The sequence below is a fragment of the Flintibacter sp. SJQ-8 genome, assembly GCF_054108085.1.
Genome location: NZ_JBPJWR010000011.1, coordinates 110910 through 125536, shown reverse-complemented (window position 1 = coordinate 125536; position 14627 = coordinate 110910). Strand labels below are relative to the sequence as shown.

General features: G+C 63.3%; 10 protein-coding genes. 5 read left to right on the top strand and 5 right to left on the bottom strand.

Annotated elements, in window-relative coordinates:
• Window positions 1-235 precede the first annotated feature (235 nt).
• From ACSAMP_RS08750 to ACSAMP_RS08730, 5 genes are all read left to right on the top strand, one after another.
• Complete coding sequence (locus tag ACSAMP_RS08750; protein WP_457800193.1) at window positions 236-394, top strand: hypothetical protein; 159 nt, start codon at window positions 236-238, stop codon at window positions 392-394.
• Between the two features lie 72 nt (window positions 395-466).
• Window positions 467-997: a bacterial transcriptional activator domain-containing protein gene (locus ACSAMP_RS08745; RefSeq protein WP_457800192.1), complete on the top strand. Its 531-nt coding sequence runs from the start codon at window positions 467-469 to the stop codon at window positions 995-997.
• Window positions 998-1037: 40 nt separating this feature from the next.
• On the top strand, window positions 1038-2225 hold the full coding sequence (locus ACSAMP_RS08740) for an ATP-binding protein (protein ID WP_457800191.1): 1188 nt from the start codon (window positions 1038-1040) through the stop codon (window positions 2223-2225).
• Between the two features lie 130 nt (window positions 2226-2355).
• Entirely contained in the window at window positions 2356-3462 is a 1107-nt protein-coding gene (locus tag ACSAMP_RS08735) for a sodium:solute symporter family protein (protein ID WP_457800190.1), read from the top strand.
• A 106-nt stretch (window positions 3463-3568) separates the two neighbouring features.
• Window positions 3569-5104: an HAL/PAL/TAL family ammonia-lyase gene (locus ACSAMP_RS08730; protein ID WP_457800189.1), complete on the top strand. Its 1536-nt coding sequence runs from the start codon at window positions 3569-3571 to the stop codon at window positions 5102-5104.
• A gap of 60 nt (window positions 5105-5164) precedes the next feature.
• Here the strand turns inward: ACSAMP_RS08730 and ACSAMP_RS08725 are convergent, their stop codons facing one another.
• From ACSAMP_RS08725 to ACSAMP_RS08705, 5 genes are all read right to left on the bottom strand, one after another.
• Entirely contained in the window at window positions 5165-7774 is a 2610-nt protein-coding gene (locus ACSAMP_RS08725; protein ID WP_457800188.1) for an ATP-binding cassette domain-containing protein, read from the bottom strand.
• On the bottom strand, window positions 7747-8634 hold the full coding sequence (locus tag ACSAMP_RS08720; protein ID WP_457800187.1) for an energy-coupling factor transporter transmembrane component T: 888 nt from the start codon (window positions 8632-8634) through the stop codon (window positions 7747-7749). The genes ACSAMP_RS08725 and ACSAMP_RS08720 overlap by 28 nt, the downstream gene beginning before the upstream one ends.
• On the bottom strand, window positions 8631-9419 hold the full coding sequence (locus ACSAMP_RS08715) for a DUF4430 domain-containing protein (RefSeq protein WP_457800186.1): 789 nt from the start codon (window positions 9417-9419) through the stop codon (window positions 8631-8633). The genes ACSAMP_RS08720 and ACSAMP_RS08715 overlap by 4 nt, the downstream gene beginning before the upstream one ends.
• Before the next feature lie 235 nt (window positions 9420-9654).
• Window positions 9655-10728: a prenyltransferase/squalene oxidase repeat-containing protein gene (locus tag ACSAMP_RS08710; RefSeq protein ID WP_457800185.1), complete on the bottom strand. Its 1074-nt coding sequence runs from the start codon at window positions 10726-10728 to the stop codon at window positions 9655-9657.
• 90 nt (window positions 10729-10818) lie between these two features.
• Window positions 10819-14454, bottom strand: coding sequence for an S-layer homology domain-containing protein (locus tag ACSAMP_RS08705; protein WP_457800184.1), 3636 nt, complete (start codon window positions 14452-14454; stop codon window positions 10819-10821).
• Between the last annotated feature and the right edge of the window lie 173 nt (window positions 14455-14627).

The window sequence follows — 14627 nt, the reverse complement described above, 5'->3', positions numbered from 1 at the left end:
GTCACTTTCTGAACCCGGTTTTGCATTTTTTCTTTCACTTTTGCCCCGTTTGAACACAATTGCGGGACGATGTCTTTTTCGCCGTCCGCCCTTCAAACGGGCTGTCTCTGGTCCCGCTCTTGCCCGGTCTTTTGGGGCCTCTCAGCCCCGCGTCACTTAAATTTTTGACAAGTGACGCACAGGTGATGATAATAGGAGATAATAGAGAAAAGATCATCGTGGGAGGGACCGACCAATGGAAAAACACCTGGTCCGCGCCTGGCTATTGCAGCACCCCCGGGTGGAGTGCGACGGAAAGCCCCTGAACATCCGACTGAAGAAGGCCCAGGCCCTGCTGTTCTATCTGCTGGTGCAGAAAAAGGCCACCCGGGAGGAGGCCGCCGGGCTGCTGTAGGGCGGCGAGGAGGACAGCCTGGCCCACCGCCACCTGCGGGACAACCTGTATCAGCTGAAAAAGGCCGCCCCGGTGGAGCTGATCCGCCCCGTGGGCCGGGACAGCCTGACCCTGAACCCGGACGTGACCTTCCGGCTGGACGTGGACGACTTTCTGTCCCGCCGCCGTCTGGAGGACTATGTGGGCGGCTTTCTCCCCGCCTTCTCCGTCCCGGGCAGCTTTGAATATGACCAGTGGCTGGAAAAGACCCGCACCGCCCTGCGGGACGAATATCTCCTCCAGCTGGACGCGGCGGCCAAGGCCGCCCTGGCCGAGGGCCGCGAGACGGACGCCGAGCGTTTTTGGCAGCGCTATCTCCAGGAGGAGCCCCTGTGCGAGACGGTGTCCGTCTCTCTGATGGAGCTGTATCGGGCTAGGCGGGACTATAACCGGGCAGCCCTGGTCTATCGCAGCCTGCACAAGGCCATGTCCGACTGGCTGGGCATCACGCCCCTGAAGGAGACCTCCGCCCTGTACTACTCCATTATGGAGGAGTGGAACGCCCGGGCCGACCCGGAGGACCAGCGCGTCCGACGCCCAGATTGTCACCACCTCCTGCTTTAAGTCCAAGCAGGAGGAGTATCTCTACCCCTGGCAGGCGGTGATGCTGTCCATCGCCAGCTACATCCGCAAGGAGGACATCCCCATCCCCACCGCCTATCGCCAGGCCGTCAGCGCCCTGTTCCCCGTGTTCGGCAGCGGAGAGGGCAGCGTGGAGAAAAAGGCCCACATGCTCATCGACAGCGTCATGTCCTTCGACAGCGTGCTGATGATCCTGTCGCTGGCGGCGGAGAAGCGCCCCCTGCTGCTGGTGCTGGAGGATATCCAGTGGATGGACAAGATCAGCGCCGACCTGCTGGACCAGCTGCTGCACAAGGCCGACTCCAGCCGCATCCTGTTCGCCGCCACCTGCCGCCAGCCCAGCGGGCCGGTGGCCACCCCCCTGCTGCGGGGGCTGGAGGAGGACGGCCTGTGCCGCTGCTGCCACCTCTCCCCCTTCACCAAGGACGAGACCATGGAGTTCATCCAGCTCTATGGGGCCCAGAGTCTGCCCCAGGCGGACAAGGAGCGCATCTATCAGGACACCCAGGGCAACGCCTTTCTCCTTACCCAGCTCATTGGCAGCATCATGGAAAACGGGCGGCCCACCGTCCTGCCCCGGAACATGGAGGAGATTTTGTCCTATCGCCTGTCCGGTCTCACCGACGAGGGGCTTCAGGTGCTGAACCTGGTGGCCATGTTCCCGGACCGGGCCCCCTATCCCGTGCTGGAGCGGGTGAGCAGCAAGCCCACTCTGGACCTGCTGTATGTCTGCCAGGAGCTGTGCCGCCGGTCCATCCTCACAGAGGTGTATGACGGCGGGGCCCTGTCCCTGGCCTTTGCCCAGGCGGAGTTCCGGGAGCTGACCTATTCCCGCATCCCCGCGCTCAGCCGCCGCATCCTCCATTTGAACATCGCCCAGGCCCTGGCCGACCTGTCCCCCGCCTCGGTGCCCGATCTGGACGCCCTCACTGCCTATCACTATGACCAGGGGGGCGACCAGTTCCACGCCATGCAGTATAAGGTCCACCGCTATCTGGTCAAGGGCCTGCTGCGCCGCCTGTGTGACCGCATGGACCAGCCCCCCGCCCCCCTGGACCGCTATCTGGACCAGTCCTGCGAGAGCTACTGCGCCCAGAGCCGCAGCGCCCTGAAGGGCAAGGCCGGGGTGTTCGAGCTGGAGCTGCTCCACCGCCTGGACCTGGGCAGCGCCGACCCCCTGCCCGGTCTGCTCCAGGTGACGGAGAACTGACGCTGTGCTGATATACTGACGCTGTGAAGAGATGAAGGACCACCAATTTTCCCCTGTCTGCGTTGGCCGTCGCTGCAAGAGAAACCGGGTGTCGTTCACCTCAAAAAAGAAAAAAGTGGAGGGACCCCAAATGACAGCAATTTATGTTGCACTCGTGATCTACATGGTCGTTCTGTTCGGCGTCGGTCTGTTCTACAGCAAGAAAAACGCCACCATCAACGACTTTCTGCTGGCTGGCCGCGACCTTGGCGTCGTAGCCGCCACGCTGGCCGCCGTGCTGGCCATGGTGGTCATCATCGCCCTGACCTCCATGGGCGGCCTGAAGGCCGTCACCGTGACTGACGGCTTCCAGATCATCCTGGTCATCATCGGCGTCATCTGGGTCACCGTGGTGGCCCTGGGCGACGTGGGCGGCTTTGCCGGACTGAATTCCGCCCTCCAGTCCATGACCAGCGAGCTGCCCACCGACTATAACGTGTTCATGACCCCCGCCCACTTCAAGACCCTGCTGTGGATGATCCTCCCCGGCTTTATGTATGTGATGATCGGCCAGGACATCTATCAGCGCCTGTTCGCCTGTAAGAGCCACAAGGTGGCCCTTCAGACCTCTGTCTGCTCCGCCATCCTGATCATGTTCATCGCCGCCACCCCCGTTATCTGCGGCTTGATCGCCCGGGTCATGCACCCCGAGCTGGCTGCCCAGGGCAACTCCGCCGCCGCTTATGCCATTCTGGCCATGTCCGTGCTGCCCAACTGGGCCGTGGGCATCATCATCGCGGCCTCCCTGTCCGCCATCCTGTCCACCGCCGACTCCTGCCTGTCCGCCGCCTCTTCCCACTTTATGACGGACTTCTATCTGCTGTACTTCGCCAAGGACGCCGACCCCAATGACAAGCGGCTGGTCACCGTGTCTCAGATCTTCACCGTGGTGGCCGGCGTTGCCGCCGTGGTGGTGTCCATGATGCTCCCCTCTATCCTGGACGCCTGCTTCAACGCCTATTACATCTTCACCGCCGGCGTCTTCTGCCCCATCGTCTTCGGCGTGTTCTGGAAGAAGACCACCAAGCAGGGCGCCATCGCCGGTCTTGTGGCTGGCGGCGTGTTCGTGATGTTCGCCCTGAGCACCGGCTTTAACATCGCCGGCATCGGCGGCGAGCTGCTCAGCGGCATCCTCAGCGCCATCGTGCTGGTGGTGGTCTCTCTGGCCACCCAGCCCAAGGAGATCGCCCGCGCCTGAGCCTCTCCCCTGAAAAACTGAACGGCCAAAAACGAAGCCGTTCCCGCTCTCCGTGCCAGGCACTGGAGAGCGGGAACGGCGCAGCGAAAAAAAGGAGTATCACATTATGCTGATCAAACAGGATGCCCAGACCATCCATACGGTGGTTCTGGATGACTGCCGCAATACTATTGAAGAATTTGTGGCCGTGGCCCGGTACCACGCCAAGGTGGAGTTCTCCCAGGGCTATCGGGACCGGGTCACCGCCAGCCGCAAGTCTCTGGAGGCCACCATCGCCAGCGGCGTGGGGGTCTACGGCGTGAACACCGGCTTTGGCGACAACGTGCGCTATCGCATCACCGAGGACGAGATGGTCCAGCTCCAGGAGAACATCCTACGCAGCCACGGCTGCTCCGTGGGCCGGGCCCTCAGCGAGGAGGAGGCCCGTGCCCTGATGCTCATGCAACTGATGAGCATCGGCAAGGGCTATTCCGCCGTCAGTCTGGAGATGCTGGAGCAGATCCGCACCTATCTCAACGCCGACCTGTATCCCTATGCCCCCTGCGAGGGCACCATCGGCGGCCTATCCTTCCAGCCCTACATCGCCATCACCTATATGGGCGAGGGCCGCCTGATCGATGGCGGCAAGGTCCGCCCCACCGCCGAGGTGCTGAAGGAGAAGGGCATCGCCCCCCTGAAGGTGAAGGCCCGTGAGGGTCTGGCCCTGCTGTCCAACGCCAGCCACTCCCTGGGCGTGGGCCTGCTGGCCCTTTATGACTTTGTCATGACCATGCGCCACGCCGACCTCACCGCCGCCCTGGTGTGCGAGGCCCTGCGCAGCACGGACAAGGCCTATGACCCCCGGCTCATCGCCCTGAAGAATCACAAGGAGACCACCGAGACCGCCCAGTTCCTGCGGGACATTCTCAGCGGCAGCGCCATCATGGACGAGTCCCGCTCCCTGCGGGTGCAGGACAGCATGAACACCCGCATCATCCCCCACGTCCACGGCATCGCCAAGCGCATGGCCGGTCAGACCTACGACGCCCTGATGGAGGAGCTGTACTCCGTTTTTGATAACCCCATCTTCCTGCCCGACGGCACCGCCCTCATGGGCTCTAACTGGGACGCCACCGCCATCGAGCTCTACTGCGACTCCCTGGCCATCGCCGTGATGGACGTGGCCAAGCTCACCGAGGTACACATGGAGCGCCTGGTGGACCCCCATCTCAGCGGCCTGCCCGCCTTCCTGGTGAAGAATCCCGGCCTGAACAACGGCTTTATGATCCCCCAGTATGTCACCGCCGGTCTGCTGGGCGACATTGCCCTGTTGTGCGCCCCCGCCGCCGCCTTCAACGCCGCAGTCAGCGCCGGTCAGGAGAGCCCCGTCTATCGGGACGACACCGCCGCCCGCCAGCTGTATCAGGCGGTGCAGAAGCTGCGCAGCCTGGTCTCCATGACCATGCTCACCGCCCTTCAGGCCATCGACCTCAGCGACCACAAGGCCATGTCCCCCGTGACCCAAAAGGTCCACGACCACGCCCGTCAGACCGTCACCTTCATGGAGAACGACGACCTGATGTATCAGCGCATCGAGGCCATGGAGCACCTGGTGGAGAGCAACCAGCTGCTGGCCGACTGTTCCGTCCCCTTCACGATCTGATCCTTCGATCCCCTTTTGATAGCAGACCGCCCCTTCCATTTTGTCGGGAGGGGCGGCCTGTTATTCTTCGTTCATCCAGCCATATTTGGTTTTCAGCCGCTCCAGCTTCTCCAGCATAGGCTCTGCGCCTAGCCACAGGAAAGCCGCCGTGGACAGGCCGTGGACGCAGTCCATGGGGAAGCCCGCCAGGTAATAGGTCAGCAGCACCCCCCGATTCAGCTCCCCCGCCGCCATCAGGGCGGAGGCGGTGTTCAACATGCCGCCGTAGATGACGATGGCGCTCACGGCGCCGAAGGCGCACAGGCTCCCCCGGCTGCGGCGCAGCCAGCCCGTCCGGGCCAGCACCCCGGCCAAAAAGCCCACGATGCCCATGCCGAACATCTGCCACGGGGTCCATGGCCCCTGGCCGAACAGGATGTTAGAGGTCAGCATGGTCACGCTGCCCACCAAAAAACCGCTCTCGCCCCCCAGGGCCACCCCGGATAAGATGGTCAGGGCCAGCACCGGTTTTGCCTGGGGCAGCATGAAAAAGGCCGCCCGGCCCGCCACGCCCATGGCGCACAGAGAAGCCAGAATGGCGATCTCCCTGGCCCCCGGCCTGCGCCCCTCAAAGGCCAGGAAGAAGGGCAGCATCCCCTCCAGCAGCATCAGCAGGGCGATGAAATAATACTTCCGCCCCCCCAGATAGAACGTGCCCGCGAACAGGGTGATAGGGACCAGCAGGAGCAGACACCCAGCCGCCAGTTTGGTCCGGCGGGGGAGTTTTTTTCTGCCTGGGAGCGTCTGGAGGGGCCTCCCCTCTCCCCCGCCCAGGGCAATGGCGCAGACCAGTGCCCACATGAGGAACCATACAGTCCGGCCCAGCTCGCCCCCCGCCGCCTGGCTCAGTCCGGCGGCGGTCATCAGGGCCGACAGGTCGGTGACCCGCAGGGCTTGGACCAGCGCGGCCAGGGCCATGGCCCCGGAGAAAGCCGCCACCACCCTCCGCCACAGAGGCAGCGGGCGGGGTTTACTTGGCTCCTCCGCCGGGGCGTGCTCCTGAGGCTGATACGCCGCCCCTTCCAGGGGCAAGACCGTCCCGCCGCAGCAGACGATCAGGTCCCGGGCGGTGACAGCCCCCGGCAGGATGTCCCTGGCCATGCGGCTGGCCGCCGTGGTATAGAACCGGTTGCCGGAGAAGAAGTCCCGGGGGCTCCCCTCCGCCGCGATGCTCCCCTGGAAAAACAGGGCGCACCGGTGGGCGTGGTCGGCGCAGAAGGCCACATCGTGGCTGACCATGACAATGGCCACACCCCGGGCCAGCAGCCGGTTCAGGATCTCCGCCAGCTGGTCCTGAAAGGCGGCGTCCAGGCCCTTGGTGGGCTCGTCCAGCAGCAGCACGTCCGGCTCCAGCAGCAGGACCTTCGCCAGAGCCGCCCGCTGCTGCTCTCCCCCGGACAGGTCATAGGGGTGGCGGCCCAGCAGGCCGGTGATGCCGCACAGTTGGCACACCCGCTCCACCGCCGCCCGGTCCCGGCACACGTCCAGCAGATCCTCCTCCACCGTCTTCTTCAAAAACAGCGTCCTGGGGTCCTGGGGCAGCAGGGCCGTCCTGCCCCGGCAGAAGATCTCCCCCCGCTGGGGCCGGTTCACCCCGGCCAGCAGGGTGAGCGCGGTGGATTTACCCGCCCCGTTGCCCCCCAGCAGAGCCAGAAACTCCCCGGGGCGCACACTTAAAGACAGCCCTCGCACGATGTCCCGGCCCTCCCGGTCATAGCGGAACCACAGCTCCTCCGCCGTCAGGACAGGCTGGGTGGGATAGCGCCGCTCCGGCTCCGGGGGCAGGGGCTGAAAGGCGCGGTCTTTCTGAAAGTCCTCCAGCCAGTCCCGGCCCTCCCGCACCGTCACGGGGCAGGGGGTTGACGTCTCCGCCGCCGCCCACACCCGCATGGGGGTGGGCATGGCCCGGAACATGGCGTGGCCCCGATTTTTCAGCACCTGGCCGATCTCCCGTGGCTCTCCCGCCGCCAACAGCCGCCCCCCGTCCAGCACGGCGGCGGCGGTAGCCAGGGGCAGGGCCTCTTCCAGGCGGTGCTCGCTTAAAATCACAGTGGTGCCCAGCTCCCGGTTGATCCGGCCCAGCACGGATAAAAACTCCTCCGCCGCGATGGGGTCCAGCTGGCTGGTGGGCTCGTCCAGCAGCAGCACCTCCGGCTGCATCACCATGACGGAGGCCAGGGCCAGCAGCTGCTTCTGCCCGCCGGACAGCTCCGCCGACTCCCGGTGGAACCAGTCCTCAATGCCGAAAAAGCTGGCCATCTCCGCCACCCGGCGGCGGATCACCGGGGTGGGCAGGCCCAGGCTCTCCAGACCGAAGGCCAGCTCGTGCCAGACTTTATCCGTCACCAGCTGATTGTCCGGGGACTGCATCACAAAGCCGATGCCCTGGCTCTCCTCCCGCCGGTCCAGACTTTCAAGCGGGCGGCCCTGGAACAGGATGGTCCCCGTCCGGTCCCCGTGGGGAGCCAGAGACGGCTTCAGCTGCCGCAGCAGAGTGGTCTTGCCGCAGCCCGACTGGCCGCACAGCACCAGAAAGGCCCCCGGCGCAACGTCCAGGGACAGGCCCTCTAAGGCCTGACGGCTCTGGCCGGGATAGGTAAAGCTCAGGTTTTGGATGTGGAACGTCTCCATCGTCTCCCCTCCTCCCAGTCCAGAATGATCGGCGTCACGCACAGGGCCAGATAGCCCACAAAAAAGCTGGCCGTCATGGGGGTGACGGCTCCCCCACGCATGGTGGGGTAATACCGCCAGCGCAGTCCCCCGGCCAGGGCCCCGCACAGCACATAGCTCCCCCAACCCAGCAGCCAGGCCAGGGCCCGCCGGTCCCGCTCCGTCAGGCGATAGATGGAGAAGGCCGTCCGTCCGGGCAGGCCATAGCCCCTGGCGCGCATGGAGTCCGCCGTCTCCACCCCGTTCTCCAACGACCAGGTGACAACGATGGACAGCGCCCGCACCCCCAGGCGCAGCCGCCGCCAAAGGCCGTCCGGCTCCTCGTTATTCAGGCCCCGCTGGACCTGGACGGCCAGGCGCAGCTGCCGGGTGAACCGGGGCACAAAGCGCAGGGTCATGCTCAGCACCAGGGACAGGGTCGGGGCGGCCCGGCCAAAGAGATAGACCAGCTTGTCCGCCGTCATCACCTTGGTGCAGCAGGCAAACCACAGCATCACGCCCCCCAGCATGGCCCCGGCCCCCAGGCCATAGGCCAGGCTCTCCAGGGTGAGGGGGTTGCCCGAGGGGAGATAGGTCAGAATGGTGGCCCCCGCGTGGCTGAACGCCGGATTCACCGCCGCCGCCAGCGCCATCACCGGCAGCACATAGCAAATAGCCCGCCCCGTCTGCCGCCGCCCGGTCAGAGACAGGTGACAGGCCGCCCCCCCGCACAGGGAGATGGCCAGGCAGACGGGGTGATCTAACATCATGGCCCCCGCCAGCACCAGGGCGAAAAACAGGGCGTTCACCGCCGGGTGGCAGCCCGCAAATCCGTCTCTCACGCGCCGTCCCCCGCATAGTAGGCCCCGCCCACGTCCTTGCCATAGTCGCAGGTGTACACCCACTTCACCGTGTCCCCATCCTTCAGGGCATAGCGGGAACAGCCGTAGTTGGGGAACCAGCCATTCACCGCGTACATCCACCCCGACTGCTCCCCGCAGTCGAACTCATACAGGTTTCCGATGCCCTCGATATAGGCACTGTTATACATGGGGGTGTTGGAAAACTCCATGTGGATGCCGTTGTCCCGGCACACCCGCTGGAGCACGTCGAATACGCTCTCCCCCTCATGGAACTCCGCCTGGGTGGCGGGCAGCAGCCAGCCGTCGGTGGGGACTAGCTCCGTCTTGTCCGGGTCCAGCCAGTCCATGTGATTCAAAATGGTGGCGCAGGAGATGGAGATGGTGCAGTGGCTCACCTCCGGGGCCTTTTCGGTCTGCTGGGGCTCCGCCGGAGCGGGCTTGCCCTGGGGCACCGGGTCGGTGTGATACTGGTCCTGGCCCGTCTTGGGGTCGATGTCCATGGCAGAAGAAGTTGCACTTGTGTCAGGCTGAGGTTCCGGCTCTTCCGGTTCCTGGGTAGAGGTATCGGACGCGCTGCTCTCCGGGGCCTCCGGCTCCGACTGGGAGCCGTCTGCGGAGACGGAGGCGCTGATGCTCTCGCTGCCGTCCGCCCCTCCCGCCGACCACCCGTGCAGGCCGGGGGCGTCGCCGCCGTACCAAAAGGCAAAAGCCAGCACCGCCAAAATGGCCGCCGCTGCCGCCCACTTTTTTCCGTTTAATTTCATAGCTGTTCTCCCTGTTGTTCCAGTTCTCTTTCCCGGGCGCGGGCATTTCCCGCAGAACGCACGGGCGGACACAGTACCCGCAAGGGGTATGCCACATCCGTAAGGCTCCTTCGTCGCCAACGGCTGCGCAAAGGTCCGCCCCTACTGTCATTGCGAGGAGCCCGCAGGGCGACGTGGCAATCCGTGTCCCCACGTCTTTGCCCAGGAAACGGAACTGGCGTTCCGTCTGCTTGGTTTACTTAGGACTGGCGAAAGCTGCCGTCAGGGCGACGGCGGCGATGGTCCGGGCGCTCCAGCCCACGATCAGGGTACCCACTTCAGAGGTATTCCTACTCGCGGTCTCCAGCCCCTCCATCACATACAGCCCGCTCTCTCCCTGCTCGGCCCGTTTTACGGCGGCCAGGGCGTACAGGCTCTGTTCGGTGGCCATCAGGTTGCTGCCGCCGTTCTTCACGTGGCAGAAGCTGCCGTCGGGCAGCTGATAGCCCAGCAGGGCGTTAAGAACCGTGGCCCCATTTTTCACAAAGCGGCTGTCCGTCAGGGGCAGGCCTAAGCTCTCCAGGGCCACCACCACCTGGGCGCAGCTCTCGGCGTTGGCCGCGCCGCCGGTGGCAAAGCCGCCGTCTGCCTGCTGCTGGCCGGACAGCCAACTCAGCGCCCGGTCCACGCCCGTCTTCACCGCCGCCTGGTCGGTATACCGGGACAGGGCCTGCAATGCCATGGCGGTCACGTCCACGTCGCCGCTCCCCTCCCCGGACAGGCTCCAGCTGCCGTCAGACAGCTGACGGGACAAAATGCGGTCCACATACATCTGCCGGGTGGCCTGAGTCTTGGCCTGGGGGTTCTGGGGCATGGGATAGTTCCGGCTGTCCAGGGCGATCAGCGCCCAGATGGGTCCGTTGATGCCCTGCCACACCGTCTTGTCAAAGTCCCCCAGGGGCAGGGTCAGGTCATAGCCCCCCACGTCCCGGGCGTCCTGATTTAACGCGGACAGGGCCAGGATGACCCGGCTGTACTCGGTGTACTTCCGGCTGTGGAGCACACCCTGTTTTTCTTTCACGGTCTGTTCTACTCGGCTCAGATAGCCCCCGTCATAGCCCTGGGGGCGCTCAGCTCCCCCCCGGGCCAGGCCGATGATGGCCCACTCCCCGCCGATGCTGGACACCTCCGGGGCGGGCACGGCCCTGCTGACAAAGGCGGCGGCCCGGTCATAGGCCCCCTGGGCCGGGGAGGCTGCGGCCAGCGCCCCGGTGACAGAGCTTGCCGCCAGGGCCAGAGCCAAAATCAGGCTGCCGAATTTTCGTCTCATGTGCATGTTGTCTCCTCCCTAATTACGCCCCGTCCCGCCGTCTGGCGTACAGGCGGCGGGACAGGAATGGGTCAAACTTGCTTTTTATTCTTACTTCTTCACGTTCTCGCAGAAGGCCTTCAGCATGGTGGCCGCCTCGGCACGGGTCAGGGTGCCCGCAGGGGCCAGACTGTTGGCGCTGCGCCCGGTCATCAGGCCGGAGCCGCAGGCCCACTGAACGGCCTGGGCCGCCCAGTCGCTGATGCTTCCCTGGTCGGCATAGCCGGACAGGTCGGCGGTCTTGCTCACGTCATAGCCCTTATACTGGGCGTAGCGATAGAGCATCACGGCCAGCTGCTCCCGGGTGATGGCCCCGTTGGGAGCAAAGGCGCTGTCGCTGACGCCGCTGACGATGCCGTGCTCGGCGGCCCAGGCAACGGCATTGGCATACCACGCGCCGTCGGCCACGTCGGTAAAGCCGCCCTTACCTGCGGCGGGCTTGCCGTCCAGGCTGTGCAGCACCGTGACCAGCATGGAGCGGTCCATGGAGTCGCTAGGGGCGAAGCTGTCATGGCTCACGCCGGAGAACAGGCCGTTGTCATAGGCATACTGCACGGACTGATAATACCAGTCGTTGGACTTCACGTCGTTAAACGGTATGGTCTTGTCGGGCACAGGGTTGGCGGGGGTGGTGGGGGTAGTGGTGGTGCCGGAGGAGGAGGAACTGTTGTCGTTCCAGCTCTCGGAACCATAGTCGTTGCTGAAGTCGTCGGTGTAGTACCACACCACGGTGGCGTTGCCCGTCAGCTCATAGTCTCTGAGAGCCACGGAGGGCACGGAACCGTTCACGCGGTACATCCAGCCGGAGTTCGGTCCCCGGTCATACTCGGACCAGCCGCCGATGGTCGGGAAGTAGCCGTTGTCCTGCTCCACATAGTCGATGCCGTTCTGATCCAGAATGGTAATAAAAGCGTCACACACAGAGCTTCCGGCGGCCACGGTCACCTTGCTGGTGGTGGTCAGCAGATTGGTGTAGCTTCTGGAATCGTGCTTATAGGTATAGCTCTTGCTGCGGTCCGCGGGGGGCACCATCACCCGCACGGTGACGGTGTAGCTCTTGGTGCTGCTGCCGCTGCCGGAGCCGGAACCCTCGCTGACCAGAGAGACGTTGATGGTCTTCTGGGCGTGGCTGGCGGCCTCAGCCTCGGTGACGGTAAAGCTGCCCGTCTTGGTCTGATAGCCGGAGCAGCTGACGGTGTAACTGTACTCCCCGGCGGCCAGGTCATAGGCGCCGTGGACCTTATCCGCAGCCACCTCGGTCTCCCCGCTCTTCACCACCACAGCGGCATCTTCGGGGATGGTCTTGACGGAAACAGCGGCGTTTTTGGCCCAGAAGGTCGCCACGGCGGGGACCAGAGTCTGGCCGCTGAAATCATACAGGCGGTAAGGCTGGCCTTTCTTAGCGTTAGCCAGAGCAATCAGGCCGCGGAAGCCCTGCTCGGTTCCGAAAGAATTTGCATTCGAGTCAAATCCGTCCTCGCTGCTCAGAACATTGCTCATCAGGCCGTCCGCCAGACTCTTGCCGCTGGTCGCATTCACAAAGGCAGCTGGGTCCATCCCCAGGGCGGAGACAGCGGCGATTGCCAGACCGGTGGATGCGCCATTGCCAACAGAGCCGTCCTTCTTCTGATACGCAGCCATGGCAGTCACGGCCTTGTCCATGGCGTCCTTCACATTGGGGTTGGTCGCCACATAGGGGGCCAGCGCCAGCATAATGGGAGTCATGCTGTCAGTTCCCCACTTGGTGTCCATCCAGCTATCCTTATGCGCCAGGGTATAGGCGACCCACTGATCCAGCTGCGCCTGATAGGCGTCGCTGTACTGCTGGAAGGCGATGATCACATAGGGCACGGTGTAAATAAAAAAGTCGCCGACATTTTTCTTGTCGCTGACGCTCTCCGCCAGCTTCGCCACCCCGTCCAGCGCCGCGCCGGAATCGGTAGTGATCTTGGTAGCGTCATAGCCCATAGCAGTCAGGGCAATGATGGACTTGGCCAGGTCATTAGGCTTGGTGGAAGTTTCCATTGTCTTGACCGCCAGTTCCATCATGGCCTGCTTATGCTCCGCCCTGAGCTGATTGGCCGTTTCAGGGAAGGTCTTTTCATAGGCCATCATATCCGCCGCCAGCCAATAGGAGTTGTCGTCCTGCACCACACCGGAGGCGGCATACTTGGCGGCGATATTGTGCATCACCAGGTCCGTCTCGGGCTGCACGTTCAGCGTGACAGTATAGGTGGGGCTGGTCAGTTTTCCGCTCTTGGCGGTGAACACCAGCGTATGAACCCCCGCAGCATCAGCGGCATAACGATAGTCGGCGCTCGCTTCAACGGCGGTCTTGTCGTCCACACTGACCTGATAGGTCAGGTCAGCATCAGAAGTGCCCTTGGCAAAAACCTTCGTCAGGTCCAGGGTATAGCTGCCGCCTTTCTTCACCGTGGCAGCGGCGGTCTTGTCCCCCACCAGCACAGGAGCCGCAGGGTCCGCCGCCATGGGAATGGTCACGGTATAAACCTTGCTCTGGTCCCCATTGGTCACGGTGATGGTAAGGACATTGTCCTGGCCGGGAACCATGACATTGAGGAAGTTGTTCTTCCCTCCGAAGACAAGTTTCTTCTTTGTCCCATTCAGATCTGCTTTGACCGTTGCATTTTCATCCGCGGTAGCAACAGTTACAAACAGGAAATTCAGCGTTTCGGGGAACGCCGCGGCAGATGCCCGATATTCCGTGACATCAGAATTGAACGCAGGTGTCAATTCCAAGGGGGCGCTGCCCATGTCCTCGATGACCAGACTCGTCAGTGCACACGAATCCGCTTCTGTGGCATTGGTGTCCGCGACCACCTTAGTCAGGGACATAACCAAAGGATTGCTCTCGCTATTCTTATATGCGGTCAGGTAAGAGGTCCCCTCGTCAGCGGGCATAGCGAGGGTCACTTTGCCGTCTGCGTCGGTAACGGCATGTTCAATATCCGTTATCTCACCGGTAGCGGTGTTGACCCAGGCCAACTGGGCTCCCACGACAGCAGAACCGGCACCGTGCATAGCTTCAGCATCGCGGAACATATATCCGCCCTTATAAGAGATACTCTTCAAAACCACATCCACCGCTGCAGACGGTTTTGCAGTAACGGTATCTGTGAACACACCATTCTGGCAGAACCATGCAAGATTGTCTGAACAGCTCTCATGATCCTGGTCAATGAAAAATTCCAAGCTGTCGTTGTCAACAACAGCCTGTGTGGCCACGGTGGTGCCTTTGTAGCCACCGGAGGAGGCCGCTGTTCCGTCATGGGGATATGCACCGTTGAGGGTAAAACCAATCGCTGTGGTTGTAGTGGCAAACAGCTTGGTTACAAAGCCGGAAGAACTGACTTCCAAATAGTCCGCACTGCTATTTTTGGTGAAATCCTCACCGAAAATAAACTCATGTGCCTTCACCAGCACATCCAAAGCGGAAACGCCGTCGGTAACCTTATCCTTATATCCGAAGTTCTCGGCCTCGTCACTGGATACCTCCACGTTAAACTGGGGGGCAATCAAAAAGGTCCCTGCCGCTTGAGCGGTAAAGTCCACGTTTACCGTGGTGGGCCTTGTGGTCTCTGTTGTATCCGCTGCCCAGGCCGTGGTAGGCAGCATACTGACGAGCATGACCAGGCTCATCAGCAGGGATAGTGCGCGTTTTTTCATCCCTATTGATCTCTCCTTTCTGAATGCGTCCCGTGTGGGACGTGAGCGGGGCGGCGGTCCGGGCATTCTGACTGATCTCCTCTGTTTTCAGGGAGCATCACAGCGACCCGCTCGCGGGGCATCTCACCCCATTCCCCCGGCTCCAGTTTCCCGGAATTCCCGCCGCTGAAATC

Coding starts and splice junctions, on each gene's coding strand:
- ACSAMP_RS08750 (WP_457800193.1), top strand. CDS start 236: ATGGAAAAACACCTGGTCCGCGCCTGGCTATTGCAGCACCCCCGGGTG.
- ACSAMP_RS08740 (WP_457800191.1), top strand. CDS start 1,038: ATGCTGTCCATCGCCAGCTACATCCGCAAGGAGGACATCCCCATCCCC.
- ACSAMP_RS08735 (WP_457800190.1), top strand. CDS start 2,356: ATGACAGCAATTTATGTTGCACTCGTGATCTACATGGTCGTTCTGTTC.
- ACSAMP_RS08730 (WP_457800189.1), top strand. CDS start 3,569: ATGCTGATCAAACAGGATGCCCAGACCATCCATACGGTGGTTCTGGAT.
- ACSAMP_RS08725 (WP_457800188.1), bottom strand. CDS start 7,774: ATGGAGACGTTCCACATCCAAAACCTGAGCTTTACCTATCCCGGCCAG.
- ACSAMP_RS08715 (WP_457800186.1), bottom strand. CDS start 9,419: ATGAAATTAAACGGAAAAAAGTGGGCGGCAGCGGCGGCCATTTTGGCG.
- ACSAMP_RS08710 (WP_457800185.1), bottom strand. CDS start 10,728: ATGAGACGAAAATTCGGCAGCCTGATTTTGGCTCTGGCCCTGGCGGCA.
- ACSAMP_RS08705 (WP_457800184.1), bottom strand. CDS start 14,454: ATGAAAAAACGCGCACTATCCCTGCTGATGAGCCTGGTCATGCTCGTC.